Genomic DNA, 17461 nt, shown 5'->3' on the forward strand with positions numbered 1-17461 from the left:
TAGAATAATAAACACTTTTTTAGATAAAATATGTTCATTGATTGCAAATTAAGTTTTGGCTATTTAATTAAATTCAAACTGTAAGACAACCCTTATTTTACTATTTCCATTATTTATATCATTAACAGCTTTGTAGTTTATTGGACTTTGTTTGATTTTGTTGTTGTGGCAGATCGATTTCTTGGCACAGGGTTTATGTGTGAGCTTGTAATAAGGAAGTTAAATTTAATAACAAAATAAAATCTAAGGTCTTTTATAAATTCAGAACAACTTTTTCATCAAATTAACATTAAACTATTTCAATGTTTGTTGCCATTTCCACGCAGAAAGTAATGCATCATCTAAAGATAATTTTGCAGTCCAACCTAATTCGGTTTTGGCAATAGTTGTATCGGCATAAGCAGCAGTAATATCACCTAATCTTCGCTCAACAAATTTGTAATTTAGTTTTTTACCTGTTACTTTTTCAAAAGAATGAATAATTTCTAATACGGAGTTTCCAGTTCCAGAACCAATATTAAAAACTTCAAAATTAGAGTTGTTTTTAGCATCAATTAATCTTTTTAAAGCCACAATATGAGCTTGTGCCAAATCAACCACATGAATATAATCTCTTATGGCTGTTCCATCTGGAGTTGGATAATCATTTCCAAAAACAGACAGTTCTTTACGAATACCAGCAGCAGTTTGTGTTACAAAAGGGATTAAATTTTGTGGAGTACCAATGGGTAATTCTCCAATTTTTGCAGATTCGTGTGAGCCAATTGGATTAAAATAGCGCAAGGCAATTGCTCTTATATTTGAAACTTTAGTGGTATCTTTTATAATTTCTTCCCCCATTTTTTTTGTGTTTCCATAAGGTGATTCCGCTGGTTTTACAGTTGCATTTTCTGTTATTGGCAACTCATCGGCTTGTCCGTATACGGTGCAGGATGAACTGAAAATAAAATTCAACACATTAGTTGCTTTCATTTCTTGCAATAGATAAATCAAAGTGCTAATATTATTTTCATAATATTCTAAAGGTTTTTCAACGCTTTCACCAACTGCTTTTGAAGCTGCAAAGTGAATTACACCATCTATTTTATTGGTTGAAAAGAAATTTTGAACAGCCTTTTTATCTTTTAAATCAAAATTAAAATAACTTGGTTTTATAGCAGTTATTGAAGTTATTTTATCTAAAACGTCTAGTGTTGAATTAGATAAATTGTCAATTATTAGAACTTCAAAACCTTCGTTTTGAAGTTCTACAACTGTATGAGATCCAATAAAGCCTAATCCACCAGTTACTAAAATTTTCTTCATCAATTAGTTACAAAATTTAAGATAGTATTTATAATAAAATCTTGTTGTTCTTTATCCAATTCGGTATGCATTGGTAACGAAATTACAGTATCTATCAACTCATTTGTAACTTTAAAATCTGCTTCGTTATAACGATCATCTACATACGCTTTTTGGCTGTGTAATGGCACAGGGTAATAAATAGCATTTGGAATTCCGTTATCTAATAAATGCTGATGCAATTCGTTGCGTTTTCCATTGGTGATTTGCAAGGTATATTGATGAAAAACATGTGTTGTAAATAAACTTGTGGCAGGTGTTATAATGTTTTTGTTTGTTGAAAAAGCAGTTGAATAATAAGCTGCTGCTTTTTGTCGAGTATTGCAATAGTTATCTAATTCGCGTAATTTAATTCTTAAAATGGCAGCTTGAATACTATCTAGACGAGAATTTACTCCAACTACATCATGGTAATAACGTTTGTACATTCCGTGATTTACAATGCCTCTTAATGTATGAGCAAGTTCATCATCATTGGTAAAAATAGCACCTCCATCTCCATAACAGCCTAAATTTTTAGATGGGAAAAATGAAGTTGTGCCAACAATACCGATAGTGCCAGCTTTCTTTTTTGTGCCATCACTAAATATATAATCTGCACCAATTGCTTGCGCGTTGTCTTCTATAACATATAAGTTGTGTTTTTTAGCAACTTTTAAAACAGCTTCCATATTTGCGCATTGCCCAAATAAATGAACAGGTACAATTGCTTTTGTTTTTGTGGTTATCGCCTTTTTTAGGGCTTCAATATCCATGTTAAACGTATCTTTTTTCACATCAACCAAAACAGGAGTTAATTGTAATAAAGCAATAACTTCAACAGTAGCAGCAAAGGTAAAATCTGCAGTAATAACTTCATCACCAGGTTTTAAATTTAAACCCATCATGGCAATTTGAAGCGCATCTGTACCGTTTGCACAAGGAATTACATGTTTTACTCCTAAATAATTTTCTAGCTCTTTTTGAAATTGTTGAACTTCAGGACCATTTATATAAGCCGAAGATTCTAAAACAGCAATAATATTTTTATCAACTTGGTCTTTAATTTTGATATATTGACTTTGTAAGTCAACCATTTGTATTTTTTTCATTGAAAGTGATTAAGTAATATACTGAACAAAAATACAATAAAAGGGATTGCAATACAATCTAATAATTAGATAACCGCAACAACGTTTTATTCAAATAAATTGGAAGATAAATAACGATCACCTCTGTCTGGAATAACAGTGACAATAACTCCTTTGGTTAAAGTAGAGGCAATTTTGAGTGAAGCAACAACAGCACCTCCGCCACTCATTCCTGCAAAAACACCTTCTTTTTTAGCAAGTATCTTTGTCATTTCACTAGCTTCTTCCTCACTAATTTCCACAATAGAATCTACTTTTGAAGCATCAAATATTTTAGGTAGAAATTCTTTCGACCATTTTCTAATTCCAGGAATTCTTGAATTATCAGTTGGTTGAGCGCCAATAATTTGAATGTTCTTGTTTTTTTCTTTCAAAAAAGTTGAAGTTCCCATAATAGTTCCGGTTGTTCCCATTGCAGAAACAAAATGCGTTATTTCTCCGTTGGTATCTTTCCAAATTTCTGGCCCAGTAGTTTTATAATGTGCTTTCCAATTATCGTTATTGGCAAATTGATTTAACATATAATAGCCTTTTTCAATTACTTGTTTTTCGGCATAAGTTCTTGATCCTTCAATTCCAATTTCAGCATCTGTTAACGTAACTTTTGCTCCATAAGCCCTCATCGTTTGAATACGTTCTTTTGTGGAGTTTTCGGGCATTACTAATTCAATGTTTAGTCCAAATTGTTGAGCAATCATAGCTAAAGCAATTCCAGTATTTCCGCTTGTTGCTTCAATTAAGTAATCGCCTTTTTTAATTTCATTTCTATTAATAGCTTCGTTAATCATATTAAAAGCGGACCTATCTTTTACGCTACCAGCAGGATTATTACCTTCTATTTTCAAAAATATTGACACGTCTTTTTTGTCGAAAATATTTTTAATTTTTACTAAAGGTGTATTACCTATGAAATCACATATAGAATGCCGTATCATTTTTTTTTATTTAGTTTTAACTTAATTTCATTTGTATGGTAAACGATTGAGTTTTTTGGAACCGATGAGGTAATCCAAACATTTCCACCAATTGTACTGTTTTTACCTATAATAGTTTCACCTCCAAGTATTGTAGCATTTGCGTAAATGGTTACATTATCCTCAACAGTTGGATGACGTTTCGTGTTTTTTAATTCCTTTGAAACTTGCAAAGCACCTAAAGTAACACCTTGATAAATTTTCACGTGGTCTTTAATTATACAGGTTTCACCTATAACCGTTCCAGTTGCGTGATCAATAAAAAATGATTTACCAATAGTTGCCCCTGGATGGATGTCGGTTCCAGTTTTACTATGGGCATATTCGCTCATTAACCTTGGAATTAAGGGTGTATTTAATAGTAATAATTCATGACTAAATCTGTAAATAGCTATGGCATAAAACCCTGGGTATGCCAAATAAACTTCTTCTATACTAGTGGAAGCAGGATCGTTATTTACCAATTCTTGAGCGTCTAAATTCAAATTTTCTAAAATAGTTGGTAATTTTAATAAGAAACTTGTCCAAATTTTTTCACAAGAACCATCTTTAATTAAGCAAGCAAGTTTATAAATTTCTTTAAAATCAGTTTCTAATTGTTCAATGTTACTTTTTACACAAGCTTCCGCATCAAATAAAGTATAGAATAAGTTGTTCGTAAATTTTTCAGTTTTATGTTTTAAACTGAAATTTAAATGAGGTCTATTTTTATTTGCAATAATTTTATGAATTATTTCTTCTTTTGTTGTCATGTTTTTTGTTGACGATTTTAATTTTTGGTCGTAAAAATGTTTAATAGATTACCAATGTTTGTACACCTCATTAAAGGGAATTCTAAAACGATCGCCATAAACGCCCTCCGGTTTTCTAATTCCACAAGAAATAATCATATTTATTTCTGAACTAGTGGGAAGTTTCAGTATTTTTTTAACTCTTAATGAATCAATTCCTTCCATAGGGCACGTGTCGTAACCTTCTGCAGCCATGCTTAACATAAAAGTTTGTGCCGCTAAACCTGCACTTTTATGGGCAACTACTCGCATATCTGATTTTCGGAGTTGGCGATAAGTTGGTCTAAATAAACCAGTTATCCACGAGCCAAAATATTTTAAATAACCAAAAATTCCTAAAAACTCGCTATAAGCAAATGGCATAATTTTTTTATAATAATTTAATGCAAATTTTTCGCGCTTTGAATATTCTTGTGCTTGTTTTTTACCAAATAAATGAGTTAAATAAGTTTTATGAGATTTAACTCTATTTTTCCATAAATCTTTTCTAACCACCACAACTACCATTTCTTGGGCTGTTGATGCTGCACTCTGGCCTAAACATGCAACAGCTAATTGATCTAAAACATTTTTAGAGGAAATATGGTGAAACTCCCATAATTGCATATTGCTGCTGTTAGGTGCAAGGGTGGCTTGTTCAATACATTTTTTAACTAATTGGGTATCAATTTGTTTATCATTATCGTACACTCTCACAGATCGACGATAATTTAATGCCTCTAAAAAGGCTGTTTTATTTTCCATAAGTGTAAAACTAAACAAAAACTTTTGACTTTAAACTTTTCAAAAATGAAGATTTAACTCTGCTCGCTCACCTGTAATAGTTTACTGTTTTTTCTTCTTGCTTAAAGATTTCTAATTTTTAAAATTAATTTTTGCCTGTATTACTATTTTCTCTAAATTACTTTTAAACTATAAACTTCATTTAAATAATAGTTGATTGTCCCAAGTCAATATTGTGTTTATTGTAAAAAGTATTGTCATTATCTAAAACAAAATCTCTTATAAAGTTTCCAACACTTGAAGTAGAAAAATGATTAATTTCGTTTAAATCTGGAGTGCAAATATTTAATTCAATAGATTTTTCAACTGCATTTTTTATTGTTTCTGCTTCATAAAATAGTCCAAAGTGGTCCAAAAGCATTGCGGCTGATAGTACTGCTGCCAATGGATTTGCAATATTTTTTCCTTTTGCTTGCCGATACGAGCCATGTATAGGTTCAAAAAGTGCCGATTTATTTCCTATTGAAGCAGAAGCCAATAAGCCTATAGATCCTGAAATTACACTGGCCTCATCTGATAAAATATCACCAAACATATTTTCAGTTAAAATAACATCAAACTGTTTTGGATTCAAAATTAATTGCATTGCAGCATTGTCTACATATAAAAAATCCAATTTTACGGTTGGATACAATTTTTTAATTTCTTGTACTCGTTTTCTCCATAATCTAGATGTTTCCAAAACATTTGCTTTGTCTACAAGGGTTAATTTTTTTCTTCTATTTTTTGCTGCAGCAAAAGCCATATGTGTAATTCTATCTATTTCTGCACTGGTATATGTACAAGTATCTGTTGCCGAATTTCCGTCTTCACTTAGTGTTTTTTCTCCAAAATAAATGCCTCCGGTAAGCTCTCTATAAATTATAAAATCGACTCCTTTAATCACTTTTTCCTTTAAATTTGATTTATGAATTAAAGGGGTATACGTAGTAATAGGTCTAATATTAGCAAATAAATCTAATTCTTTTCTCAGTTTTAATAGACCCTGCTCAGGTCTAATTTTGGAATTTGGATTGTTATCAAATTTTGGATCTCCTATTGCTCCAAACAACACGGCATCTGCTTTTTTACATATTTCAAGTGTTTTTTCGGGTAGTGGGTCTCCATAAGTGTCTATTGCAATACCCCCTACTAATTCGGTTTGATATAAAAATGTATGGTCGTATTTTTCAGCTATAGCATTTAACACTTTCAATGCTTGTTGAATAACCTCTGGACCAATTCCGTCTCCAGCCAAAACAGCTATGTTTAGTTTCATAGAAAATAGATTTAAAAAAAAGTAACCAAAATTATGGTTACTCTAAATTATGAAATATTTTTTGTTTTTAAATAAACTTAAACAGCAATTTTAGATTTGTTAATATGGTTAAGTTCCATTAAATGATTTAAATCCACATCATTTACCTCTTTATGTCTATCAGCAAATTTTAAAAATTGAGGATACAAATCGTCTAATTCTATTTTTGTAAGGTTATAACCAATGTTTTTAGCTCTATAAGCCAAGGCAGCTCTACCACTTCGGGCAGTTAATACAATAGAGGATTCGGTTACGCCAACATCTGCGGGGTTAATAATTTCGTAGGTTTCTCTATTTTTAATTACACCGTCTTGATGAATACCAGAGCTATGCGCAAAAGCATTTTCTCCAACAATAGCTTTATTTGGTTGTACTACCATACCCATACTTTGTTGCACTAATTGACTAGTGCTATACAATAATTTAGTGTTAATTCGGGTGTCTAAATTTAAGTAAGGATGCTGTTTTAAAATCATAACAACTTCTTCTAACGAAGTATTTCCGGCCCTTTCTCCAATACCATTAATCGTACATTCAATTTGACGAGCTCCATTTTGTACACCAGCAATTGCGTTGGCCGTAGCCAAACCTAAATCGTTATGGCAATGGCATGAAAGAATCACGTTTTCTATTCCCTTTACATTTTCTTTTAGGTATTTTATTTTAGCACCATATTCATTGGGTAAGCAATAGCCGGTTGTATCAGGAATATTTAACACTGTAGCTCCTGATTTTATAACTTGCTCACAAACTTTAGCTAAAAATTCATTAGAAGTTCTTCCTGCATCTTCGGCATAAAACTCAACATCTTCTACATATTTTTTAGCATAGGCAACGGCTTCTTTTGCACGTTCAATAATTTTAGCTTGAGTGGAATTAAATTTATATTTTATATGAGAATCAGATGTACCTATTCCTGTGTGGATGCGTGGACTTTTAGCATATTTTAAAGATTCTACAGCAACATCAATATCTTTTTTGTTTGCTCTTGTTAACCCACAAACTATGGCGTTTTTAACTACTTTGGATATTTCAACTACAGAAATAAAATCACCTGGACTCGATATCGGAAACCCAGCTTCAATTACGTCAACTCCTAATTTATCTAGTTGCTTAGCTATAATTATTTTTTGATTAGTATTTAATTTGCAGCCAGGGACTTGCTCCCCATCTCTCAAGGTTGTGTCAAAAATTAATACTCTATTTTTACTCATTTTTAATTTTTTTTATCACTTTTGAATGTTCAAAAATAGAAGTATAGTATTTTTACATACATTAGTAGTTAGATTAGATTACAGTACTCAAGTAATTCAACAACTATTTAAAATGCACAAAATCAATACAATAAAAATAATATTGTTACAATGGCTATAGATCAAAAAGATTCACTTTTCACCTTAGTTAAGGCACTTACGAAATCTGAAAAAAGACAATTTAAGCTATATGTAGGAAGATTGGGTGGGAATACCGATGCTAATTTTATGGCTTTATTTAATTTATTGGACAAAGTAGAGGAATATGACGATGACTTAATTGTTAAAAAAACCAATATAAAAAAACAACAAATTTCAAATACAAAGGCTCATTTATATAAACAAATATTGGTGAGTTTACGGTTTAACCCTGTGCATCACAATGTAAGAGCCCAAATTAGGGAGCAATTTGATTTTGCTGCTATTTTATATAATAAAGGTTTGTACAACCAAAGTTTGAAGATTTTAGATAGAGCAAAAGAATTGGCATTAAACAATGGCGAAAATAACTTGGCATATGAAATTGTTGAATTTGAAAAGGTGATTGAGTCGCAATACATTACAAGAAGTATGAGCAACCGAGCCGATGAACTTGCTGTTCAAGCAAAAAAATTAAGCTTAAAAAATGTTCAAATAAGTAAATTATCCAATTTATCATTGCAATTATATAGTTTACTGTTAAAAGAGGGGTATGCTAAAAATGATACTGATGCTCAAAGGGTTAGGCTGTATTTTGAAAAAAAATTGCCAAAAATAAAATTGGATGAAATGGGTTTTCGAGAAAAATTGTTTTTGTACAAAGCCTATTTGTGGTATAGTTTTATAACACAAGATTTTGTTTCGAGCTATAAATATTCTCAAAAATGGGTAGATTTATTTGAAAATAATCCAGATATGAAAATTCAGAATCCTGTTTTTTATTTAAAAGGAGTTAATTATTTACTGGAATCACTTTATTTAATAAAATACAAAACAAGGTTCAATCAAACTTTAGAAAAGCTGCGGTATGATATTTTAAATGAAAACGTTGCCATAAATGAAAACACAAGTACATTAGCTTTTTTATACGTAAATCAAAATAAACTTAACTTATATTTTTTAGAAGGAAATTTTACGCTTGGGTTAACCTATGTTGAAACATTAGTAAAAGACATAAAATTACATGAAACGAGTATAGATGCACATCATATTATGGTTTTTTATTATAAAATAGCTTGTATGTATTTTGGTGCTGGTAAAAATGAAGAATGTATTTTTTATTTAGATAAAATAATTAATAATAAAGATTTAAAAATGAGAGAGGATTTATTGTGTTTTTCTCGCGTTTTAAATTTGGTAGCACATTATGATGCTGGTTTAGATTATAATATAGAAGTTATTATTATTTCAACATATAAGTTTTTATTGAAAATGAACGATTTGCATCAAGTGCAGCGTAAAATGATTTCATTCTTAAAAAATTTAAGTGAGGTTTATCCACAAGATATTAAAAAGGCTTTTATAAAATTACATCAAGAATTGAGTGAATTTGAAAACCACCCATACGAAAGAAGATCTTTTTTATATCTAGATATTTTGTCATGGTTAGAAAGTAAAATTCAAAATAAAACTGTCGAAAAAATTGTACAAGACAAAGCGAAATTGTTAGTGAAACATTAATTTTAAGTTTAATTGGTGATTTATTAAATTTTATTTTTAATATTTGCTTTTCAATATGAAACTAAAAAACAACATCATTTCTATTTTAAACGTCGTAATTATTTTACGGTATAGATAGGAACGTTTGTATATTTAAAAAATAAAAAAAACCTTCCTAATACTATTTTAGGAAGGTTTTTTTATGGTGTTATCATTGTAAAAAATAAAACTGTAACTATCTTGTTTGTAGATAAATAAGTTCGATATAGAGGTATTGACTGTTGTAAAAGAAATGAACATAAACCATTTAATAGAAATGACTCAATTAAATTTGTGCCCTATTGTAAAAAAGTAACAAAAAACAGATTGTTTTAAAAATAATTTAAAATAATTTAAAAAGTACTAAATTAAATGCAACTAAATAAATATAGCAAAAGAGTAACCCAAGATCCAACCCAACCTGCTGCACAAGCTATGTTATATGGTGTTGGTTTATCTGAAGAAGATTTAAAAAATCCTCAAATTGGTATTGCAAGTACAGGTTACGATGGTAATCCGTGCAATATGCATTTGAATAAATTAGCCTCTCAAATTAAAGAGGAAGTTAATAAACTTAACCAAGTTGGTCTAATATTTAATACTATAGGTGTTAGCGATGGAATTTCTATGGGAACATCTGGAATGAACTATTCTTTACCTTCTCGGGATATTATAGCCGATTCTATGGAGGTTGTAATGAATGCTCAAAGTTATGATGGCATGATTGCAATTGTTGGTTGCGATAAAAATATGCCAGGTTCTATAATAGCAATGCTTCGCTTAAACCGTCCATCTTTAATGGTTTATGGGGGAACCATAGCTTCTGGAAGGTATAAGGGCCAAAAATTAAATATTGTTTCGGCTTTTGAAGCATTAGGACAAAAATTATCTGGAGCAATTTCCGAAGAGGATTATAAAGAAATTATAAAAAATGCGATACCAGGAGCTGGTGCTTGTGGAGGAATGTATACTGCAAATACGATGGCTTCATCTATTGAAGCAATGGGATTTGCCTTGCCGTATAATTCTTCAATTCCGGCAGAAAATCCTTTTAAAGAATTAGAAAGTGAGCGCATCGCCGCAGCAATTAAAAACTTATTAGAACTCGATTTAAAACCATTAGACATTATCACAAAAAAATCGTTAGAAAACGCAGTGACTTTGGTAAACGCTTTAGGTGGTTCTACCAATGCAGTATTGCATTATTTAGCCATTGCGTATGCAGCAGGTATCGAATTCACGTTGGAAGATTTTCAACGTGTTAGTGATAGAACACCGTTAATTGCTGATCTAAAACCAAGTGGTGAATATTTAATGGAAGATGTTCATGGTGTTGGAGGAACACCAGCAGTTATGAAATACTTATTAGAAAAAGGATACCTGTATGGCGATTGTATGACTGTCACTGGTAAAACCCTTGCTGAAAATTTGGCCAATGTAAAACCTTTAAGTTTTGAAGAAGATCAACAAGTAATTCATCCAACTGAAAAAGCGTTGAAGGCTTCAGGAAATATTCAAATTTTGTATGGGAATCTGGCAACTGAAGGTGCTGTTGCCAAAATTAGCGGTAATGAAGGGAATTTATTTAAAGGGAAAGCAGTTGTTTTTGATGGAGAAGACCAAGCGAATGCAGGAATTGGAGCTGGTAAAGTTTCTAAAGGAGATATAGTTGTAATTAGATATGTAGGCCCAAAAGGTGGACCAGGAATGCCTGAAATGCTAAAACCTACTTCAATGATTATGGGAGCTGGGTTGGGGAAATCTGTTGCATTAATCACCGATGGACGTTTTTCTGGAGGAACTCACGGATTCGTAGTTGGTCATATAACTCCCGAAGCTCAAAATGGGGGCGCAATAGCATTGATCTATAATGATGATATTATTGAAATTGATGCGCTTAAAAGAACAATTAATGTCCTTATTTCTGATGAAGAACTTGAAAGGAGAAAAGCGCTATGGACAGCACCAGAATTGAAACATAAGAAAGGAATATTATATAAATATGCAAAAACTGTTGCATCGGCTTCTGAAGGTTGTGTAACTGATAAATATTAAATTTATGGAAACATTAAAAAGAGAAGTTGAAAAAGAAATAGCTGAAAAATCGATAAGAATTACGGGTGCCGAAGCCGTTATAAAATGTTTATTAGCAGAAGGTGTTAATTTGGCCTATGGGTATCCAGGAGGTGCAATTATGCCAGTGTACGATGAAATATACAAATATCAAGATCAATTTCACCACGTATTAACACGTCACGAACAAGGAGCAATACACGCTGCACAAGGATTTGCAAGGGTATCTGGAAAAGTTGGGATGGTTTTTGCAACATCGGGTCCAGGTGCAACCAACTTGGTTACAGGTATTGCTGATGCTCAAATAGATTCTACACCGTTGGTTTGTATTACTGGCCAAGTTGGATCGCATTTATTGGGCTCTGACGCTTTTCAAGAAACAGATATTATAGGTATTTCAACTCCAGTTACTAAATGGAACTATCAAATAACTAAGGCTAGTGAAATACCTGAAATAATTGCGAAAGCATTTTATATTGCAAAATCTGGTCGTCCAGGCCCGGTTTTAATTGATATTACCAAAGATGCACAGTTTGGTGAATTGGATTTTTTATATAAAAAATGTGAAAAAGTAAGAAGTTATAGAGCGGTTCCAATATTAAATATAGATAAGGTTAAAGAAGCGGCTGCATTAATTAATAGTGCTAAAAAACCATTTATTGTTTGGGGACAAGGTGTTATTCTTGGCAAGGCAGAGCAAGAGTTTAAAAAATTTATTGAAAAAACGAATATTCCTTCTGCTTGTACGGGTTTAGGCCTTTCCGCTTTAGAAACAGCACATCCATTACACGTTGGTATGGTTGGTATGCACGGAAATTATGCGCCAAACGTTTTAACCAATTCTTGTGATGTTTTAATTGCTATTGGAATGCGTTTTGATGATCGAGTTACTGGGAATTTAGCAACCTATGCAAAACAAGCCAAAGTGATACACTTTGATATTGATCCTGCAGAAGTTGATAAAAATGTAAAGACTGATATTGCTGTTATAGCTGATGTTAAAGAATCTTTAGCTGAAATTATGCAGTTTGTAAATAAAGCTGATCATAAAGAATGGATGCAAGAATTTAATAAATTATATGATGTTGAACTTAAAGCTGTAATTAATGATCAGTTAAATCCTACAAAAGAAGGATTAACAATGGGTGAAGTTATTAGTGGAATAAACAAAGAAACCAATGGCGATGCTATTATGGTTTCAGATGTTGGTCAGCATCAAATGTTTGCTTGGCGCTATGCTAATTTTAAAAAAACAAGAAGTAATGTAACTTCAGGAGGTTTAGGAACTATGGGATTTGCATTACCAGCAGCTATTGGTGCGAAAATGGGAGCGCCAGAACGTGAGGTTGTTGCAATTATTGGGGATGGAGGTTATCAAATGACTTGTAACGAGTTGGGTACTATTCTTCAAACAAAGGCAGCAGTTAAAATTGTAGTGTTAAATAATAGTTATTTAGGAATGGTTCGCCAATGGCAAGAATTATTTTTTGACAAGCGATATGCCTCCACAGAAATGGTAAGTCCAAATTTTGTGAAGCTTGCAGAAGCGTATGATATTGAAGCGGTTAGAGTTTCAAAACGTGAAGATTTAGCAGGAGCCATAAAAACAATGATTGCATCTAAAGAAGCATTTTTTTTAGAAGTGGTTATAGAACAAGAAGATAATGTATTTCCAATGATACCAACAGGAGCAAGTGTTTCAGATATAAGATTAAGTTAATTATGGAAGAAAATAAAAATTTTACAATTTCGGTATATACCGAAAATAATATAGGAATATTAAATCGGCTTTCAGCAATATTTTTAAAACGTCATATCAATATTGAAAGTATGACAGTTTCTAAATCTGAAATAGATCGCGTTCACAGGTTTACATTTGTAGTAATTGTGCCAGAAACGCTTATTAGAAAAGTTGTTCTTCAATTAGAAAAACAAATTGAAGTGATTGGTGCTTTTTATCATACTGAAGATGAAATTATTTATCATGAAACGGCCTTATTTAAAATTTCTTCGGAACACTTGTATGATGAACAAATTCAAGATAAAATGAAATTTAGAAGAGCACATATTATTTCAATAAATGAACGTTGGTTTGTTATTGAAGCAAGTGGTTTAAAAGAAGATATTGATAGGATGTATGATAAATTAAAGCCTTATGGGTTGTTGCAATTTGTGCGTTCAGGACGTATTGCAATTACAAAACCTAAAATGGCAATATCAGAATTATTAGCAGAAATTAATTAAGCCCCCTTTACCCCCGAAGTGGGAATAGGAGTTTATTAAAAACATATAAAAATTAGCTTAAAAAATAAAGACTTAAAACTTAAAACTAAAGACATAAAAATGGCAAATTATTTTAACTCACTTCCACTACGTTTACAATTAGAGCAATTAGGACAATGTGAATTTATGGACAGCTCTGAATTTGGTGAAGGTGTATCAGCTTTAAAAGGAAAAAAAATTGTAATTATCGGTTGTGGAGCTCAAGGGTTAAACCAAGGTTTAAATATGAGAGATTCAGGATTGGATATTTCTTATACTTTAAGACCAAATGCAATTTCTGAAAAAAGACAATCGTTTTTAAATGCTTCTGATAACAAATTTAAAGTTGGTACGTATGAAGAAATGATTCCAACGGCTGATTTATTAATCAACTTAACGCCAGACAAGCAGCATACAAGTGTGGTAACTGAAGTAATGCCTTTAATGAAAAAAGGATCAACACTTTCGTATTCTCATGGTTTTAATATTGTTGAAGAAGGAATGCAGGTTAGAAAAGATATCACTGTAATTATGGTGGCGCCAAAGTCACCTGGTTCAGAAGTAAGAGAAGAATATAAAAGAGGATTTGGTGTGCCAACATTAATTGCAGTTCATCCTGAAAATGATCCTGAAGGAAAAGGTTGGGACTATGCAAAAGCATATGCAGTTGCAACAGGTGGACATACTGCAGGAGTGTTAAAATCATCATTTGTTGCTGAAGTAAAATCTGATTTAATGGGTGAACAAACAATTCTTTGTGGATTGTTGCAAACAGGTTCTATCTTATGTTTCGATAAAATGGTTGCTGAAGGTGTGGATGCTGGCTATGCTTCAAAATTAATTCAGTACGGTTGGGAAACCATTACTGAAGCGTTGAAATATGGAGGAATTACCAATATGATGGACAGATTGTCTAATCCTGCTAAAATTGCTGCTTTCAATACATCTGAAGAATTAAAAGAAATTATGCGTCCGCTTTTTCAAAAGCATATGGATGATATTATGTCTGGACATTTTTCTAAAACAATGATGGAAGACTGGGCAAATGATGATATTAACTTATTAACATGGAGAGCTGCAACTGGCGAAACTGCGTTTGAAAAAACGCCTGCCGCTGATGTTAAAATTTCAGAACAAGAATATTTTGATAACGGAGTTTTAATGGTAGCAATGGTAAAAGCGGGTGTTGAATTGGCTTTTGAAACAATGACCGAAGCGGGTATTATTGAAGAATCTGCTTATTATGAATCTTTACATGAAACTCCATTAATTGCAAATACAATTGCTCGAAAAAAATTATTCGAAATGAACCGTGTAATTTCTGATACTGCAGAATATGGATGTTACTTATTTGACCATGCTTGTAAACCATTAATTGCTGATTACGTTAAAAAAGCGCCGAGCAATTTAGTTGGAAGACCATTTAATGATGGATCAAACGGAGTTGATAATAAAGAGTTAATTGAAGTGAATTCAGTAATTAGAAATCATCCAATTGAAGATATTGGTGCGTATTTACGTGAGTCTATGACTGCAATGACTAAAATAGTATAGATTTTTGTGAATACAAAAACCCAAAATAGCATTTCTTTAGAGAAAATATATAAAGCTCAACATAATATTAAAGGAGTTGTTGAACAAACTCCTTTGATTTTTATGAAGAATTTTTCTGAACGGTATCATGCTAAAATTTACTTCAAAAGGGAAGATTTACAAGTGGTTCGTTCTTATAAAATTAGGGGAGCTTATAATAAAATTCAAGGGTTAACAAATGACAAATTAAAAAATGGGATTGTTTGTGCAAGTGCTGGTAATCACGCACAAGGAGTTGCATACGCTTGTCAGAAATTAAAAGTACAAGGAACTATTTTTATGCCTGTAACTACACCACATCAAAAAATTGATCAGGTTAGAATGTTTGGTGGCTCATTTGTAGATATAAAACTTTTTGGTGATAGTTTTGATGATAGTCAGAAGGCTGCTGTTGAATTTTGTGAAAAAACTAAGACCACATTCGTGCACCCTTTTGATGATTTGGAGGTAATTGCTGGACAAGGAACTGTTGGATTAGAAATTTTAAATGATAGTGAAAATCCGATTGATTATTTATTTCTTCCTGTTGGAGGTGGAGGTTTAGCAGCAGGAGTTTCAAGCGTGTTTAAAACCTTAAGCCCAAAAACAAAAATTATTGGGGTAGAGCCAATAGGAGCACCTTCGTTAACAACTTCATTAGAAAAGGGTGTAAATACAACCTTAGATGAAATTGATAATTTTGTTGACGGAGCTGCCGTAAAGCGTATTGGAGAATTAAATTTTGAGATTTGTAAAGAATTATTAGATGGAACTGATACCATTTGTGAAGGACTAATTTGCTCTACTATTTTAAAATTGTATAATGAAAATGCATTGGTAGTTGAACCAGCTGGGGCTTTGTCTATCGCTGCGCTTGAAAATTTCAAAAACGAAATTAAAGGAAAAACCATTGTGTGTGTTGTGAGTGGAGGTAATAACGACATTACCCGAATGGAAGAAATGAAAGAACGAGCGTTATTTTACGAAGGTTTAAAACATTATTTTATCATTAAATTTCCACAAAGAGCAGGTGCTTTAAAAGAATTTGTGGTAGATGTTTTAGGTCCAAATGACGATATTGCTTATTTTGAATATACCAAAAAACACAACAGAGATAAAGGGCCAGCAGTAGTTGGTATAGAATTAGAATCGAAAGAAGACTTTGAACCATTATTAACTAGAATGAAGCAAAAAGGATTTTTAAGTGAATATTTAAATGAAAAACCAGAACTTTTTCAGTTTTTAGTGTAAAATAACAAAAAACAAAAAATGTGTTAATTATTTAACATACAAAATGTTAATGAATTAATTTTTGTACTATTGTACCGTGAAAATAAATAAATTAAATAATACTGTTAAAACTCCCAGTCACACTTTCGACTTGCGCCGCTGTATGCGCTAATTATTAGTTTTAGATAACACAGTTTTAATCATTTTATATTTCAATTTTGCAACAATCAATTTTTAAATCACTTCATTATAAATTACCAATACAATTGTTAGTTTTTATAGTTGTACGCAGTTTTTCACCTCGTCGTCCCTTAGGGGCGTAAATTTCTTTTGAAAACGATGCGTTCGTTTTCCCCTTAAAACATCATAAATTAATTTTTCAACATTTAAAAAGTAAACAATGGAAATTGTTATAGCCAATACAACGCATTTAAAATATGCAGAAATCATATGCGAAACTATTAAGGAGTCCGCAAAAGTTAGAGGAACCGGAATTGCAGAAAGAACTCCCGAATATATTTCAAAAAAAATTACCTATGGAGATGCTATTATAGCCGTTCAAAGCAATGAATTTGCTGGTTTTTGCTATATTGAAATTTGGGATAATAAAGAATTTGTGGTCAATTCGGGTTTAATTGTACATCCAAATTTTAGAAATCAAGGACTTGCCAGAAAAATTAAAGAAAAGATTTTAGAACACTCTAAAAATAAATATCCAGAAGCTAAAATATTTGGTATTACAACAGGACTTGCGGTTATGAAAATTAATTACGAATTAGGATACCAACCAGTAACTTTTTCAGAATTAACATCCGATGAAGCCTTTTGGAATGGTTGCAAAACTTGTAAAAATTATGATGTATTAATTAGAACCGATAAAAAAATGTGTTTATGTACAGGAATGTTGTACGATCCTAAACACGAGAAAAATATAAAACAACACGGCTATAATTTAAAAGTATTAAGCAGATTAAAAAAAATAAAACAATCATTATTTCTGAAAAAAAATAATAATGAGTAAAAAGTAAAGAGGATAGTATGAGGTTATGGTTGCTTTAAATTTTTTAATACCAGA

The 17461-nt window shown here is 31.6% G+C and carries 14 protein-coding genes; 7 read left to right on the top strand and 7 right to left on the bottom strand.

Going from position 1 to position 17461, the window contains the following annotated elements; translation table 11 throughout:
- Window positions 1-294 precede the first annotated feature (294 nt).
- From galE to Q8S45_RS08270, 7 genes are all read right to left on the bottom strand, one after another.
- Window positions 295-1305 carry a UDP-glucose 4-epimerase GalE gene (gene galE, locus Q8S45_RS08240; RefSeq protein WP_305603502.1) on the bottom strand — a complete coding sequence of 337 codons (1011 nt, stop codon included), beginning with the start codon at window positions 1303-1305 and terminating at the stop codon, window positions 295-297.
- Window positions 1305-2435: a DegT/DnrJ/EryC1/StrS aminotransferase family protein gene (locus Q8S45_RS08245; RefSeq protein WP_305603504.1), complete on the bottom strand. Its 1131-nt coding sequence runs from the start codon at window positions 2433-2435 to the stop codon at window positions 1305-1307. The genes galE and Q8S45_RS08245 overlap by 1 nt, the downstream gene beginning before the upstream one ends.
- Before the next feature lie 86 nt (window positions 2436-2521).
- A complete protein-coding gene (gene cysM, locus Q8S45_RS08250; RefSeq protein ID WP_305603507.1) occupies window positions 2522-3409 on the bottom strand; it encodes a cysteine synthase CysM in 888 nt (295 codons plus the stop codon).
- Entirely contained in the window at window positions 3406-4200 is a 795-nt protein-coding gene (epsC, locus tag Q8S45_RS08255) for a serine O-acetyltransferase EpsC (RefSeq protein WP_305603510.1), read from the bottom strand. The genes cysM and epsC overlap by 4 nt, the downstream gene beginning before the upstream one ends.
- A 48-nt stretch (window positions 4201-4248) precedes the next feature.
- Complete coding sequence (locus Q8S45_RS08260; RefSeq protein ID WP_305603512.1) at window positions 4249-4983, bottom strand: nitroreductase family protein; 735 nt, start codon at window positions 4981-4983, stop codon at window positions 4249-4251.
- Between the two features lie 181 nt (window positions 4984-5164).
- On the bottom strand, window positions 5165-6280 hold the full coding sequence (leuB, locus tag Q8S45_RS08265; RefSeq protein ID WP_305603516.1) for a 3-isopropylmalate dehydrogenase: 1116 nt from the start codon (window positions 6278-6280) through the stop codon (window positions 5165-5167).
- A gap of 77 nt (window positions 6281-6357) precedes the next feature.
- A complete protein-coding gene (locus Q8S45_RS08270) occupies window positions 6358-7533 on the bottom strand; it encodes a 2-isopropylmalate synthase (RefSeq protein WP_305603524.1) in 1176 nt (391 codons plus the stop codon).
- A gap of 150 nt (window positions 7534-7683) precedes the next feature.
- Between Q8S45_RS08270 and Q8S45_RS08275 the strand changes: the two genes are divergently transcribed.
- The 7 genes from Q8S45_RS08275 to Q8S45_RS08305 all read left to right on the top strand — a co-directional run bounded on the left by Q8S45_RS08275 (window position 7684) and on the right by Q8S45_RS08305 (window position 17407).
- Window positions 7684-9231 carry a hypothetical protein gene (locus Q8S45_RS08275; protein WP_305603533.1) on the top strand — a complete coding sequence of 516 codons (1548 nt, stop codon included), beginning with the start codon at window positions 7684-7686 and terminating at the stop codon, window positions 9229-9231.
- Window positions 9232-9621: 390 nt separating this feature from the next.
- Complete coding sequence (gene ilvD, locus Q8S45_RS08280; protein ID WP_305603536.1) at window positions 9622-11304, top strand: dihydroxy-acid dehydratase; 1683 nt, start codon at window positions 9622-9624, stop codon at window positions 11302-11304.
- A gap of 4 nt (window positions 11305-11308) precedes the next feature.
- On the top strand, window positions 11309-13042 hold the full coding sequence (gene ilvB, locus Q8S45_RS08285; protein ID WP_305603539.1) for a biosynthetic-type acetolactate synthase large subunit: 1734 nt from the start codon (window positions 11309-11311) through the stop codon (window positions 13040-13042).
- Window positions 13043-13044: 2 nt separating this feature from the next.
- A complete protein-coding gene (ilvN, locus tag Q8S45_RS08290; RefSeq protein WP_305603543.1) occupies window positions 13045-13566 on the top strand; it encodes an acetolactate synthase small subunit in 522 nt (173 codons plus the stop codon).
- A 99-nt stretch (window positions 13567-13665) separates the two neighbouring features.
- Window positions 13666-15138: a ketol-acid reductoisomerase gene (gene ilvC / locus Q8S45_RS08295; RefSeq protein ID WP_305603546.1), complete on the top strand. Its 1473-nt coding sequence runs from the start codon at window positions 13666-13668 to the stop codon at window positions 15136-15138.
- Window positions 15139-15144: 6 nt separating this feature from the next.
- Complete coding sequence (ilvA, locus tag Q8S45_RS08300; RefSeq protein ID WP_305603549.1) at window positions 15145-16407, top strand: threonine ammonia-lyase IlvA; 1263 nt, start codon at window positions 15145-15147, stop codon at window positions 16405-16407.
- A gap of 379 nt (window positions 16408-16786) precedes the next feature.
- Window positions 16787-17407 carry a GNAT family N-acetyltransferase gene (locus Q8S45_RS08305; RefSeq protein ID WP_305603551.1) on the top strand — a complete coding sequence of 207 codons (621 nt, stop codon included), beginning with the start codon at window positions 16787-16789 and terminating at the stop codon, window positions 17405-17407.
- Window positions 17408-17461 lie beyond the last annotated feature (54 nt).

Origin of the sequence: Lutibacter sp., assembly GCF_030692605.1 — a bacterium.
Lineage (GTDB): Bacteria > Bacteroidota > Bacteroidia > Flavobacteriales > Flavobacteriaceae > Lutibacter.

Excerpts from the sequence above, each read along its gene's own strand:
- galE (WP_305603502.1), bottom strand. The coding sequence starts at position 1,305 with ATGAAGAAAATTTTAGTAACTGGTGGATTAGGCTTTATTGGATCTCAT.
- Q8S45_RS08245 (WP_305603504.1), bottom strand. The coding sequence starts at position 2,435 with ATGAAAAAAATACAAATGGTTGACTTACAAAGTCAATATATCAAAATT.
- cysM (WP_305603507.1), bottom strand. The coding sequence starts at position 3,409 with ATGATACGGCATTCTATATGTGATTTCATAGGTAATACACCTTTAGTA.
- epsC (WP_305603510.1), bottom strand. The coding sequence starts at position 4,200 with ATGACAACAAAAGAAGAAATAATTCATAAAATTATTGCAAATAAAAAT.
- Q8S45_RS08260 (WP_305603512.1), bottom strand. The coding sequence starts at position 4,983 with ATGGAAAATAAAACAGCCTTTTTAGAGGCATTAAATTATCGTCGATCT.
- leuB (WP_305603516.1), bottom strand. The coding sequence starts at position 6,280 with ATGAAACTAAACATAGCTGTTTTGGCTGGAGACGGAATTGGTCCAGAG.
- Q8S45_RS08270 (WP_305603524.1), bottom strand. The coding sequence starts at position 7,533 with ATGAGTAAAAATAGAGTATTAATTTTTGACACAACCTTGAGAGATGGG.
- Q8S45_RS08275 (WP_305603533.1), top strand. The coding sequence starts at position 7,684 with ATGGCTATAGATCAAAAAGATTCACTTTTCACCTTAGTTAAGGCACTT.
- ilvD (WP_305603536.1), top strand. The coding sequence starts at position 9,622 with ATGCAACTAAATAAATATAGCAAAAGAGTAACCCAAGATCCAACCCAA.
- ilvB (WP_305603539.1), top strand. The coding sequence starts at position 11,309 with ATGGAAACATTAAAAAGAGAAGTTGAAAAAGAAATAGCTGAAAAATCG.
- ilvN (WP_305603543.1), top strand. The coding sequence starts at position 13,045 with ATGGAAGAAAATAAAAATTTTACAATTTCGGTATATACCGAAAATAAT.
- ilvC (WP_305603546.1), top strand. The coding sequence starts at position 13,666 with ATGGCAAATTATTTTAACTCACTTCCACTACGTTTACAATTAGAGCAA.
- Q8S45_RS08305 (WP_305603551.1), top strand. The coding sequence starts at position 16,787 with ATGGAAATTGTTATAGCCAATACAACGCATTTAAAATATGCAGAAATC.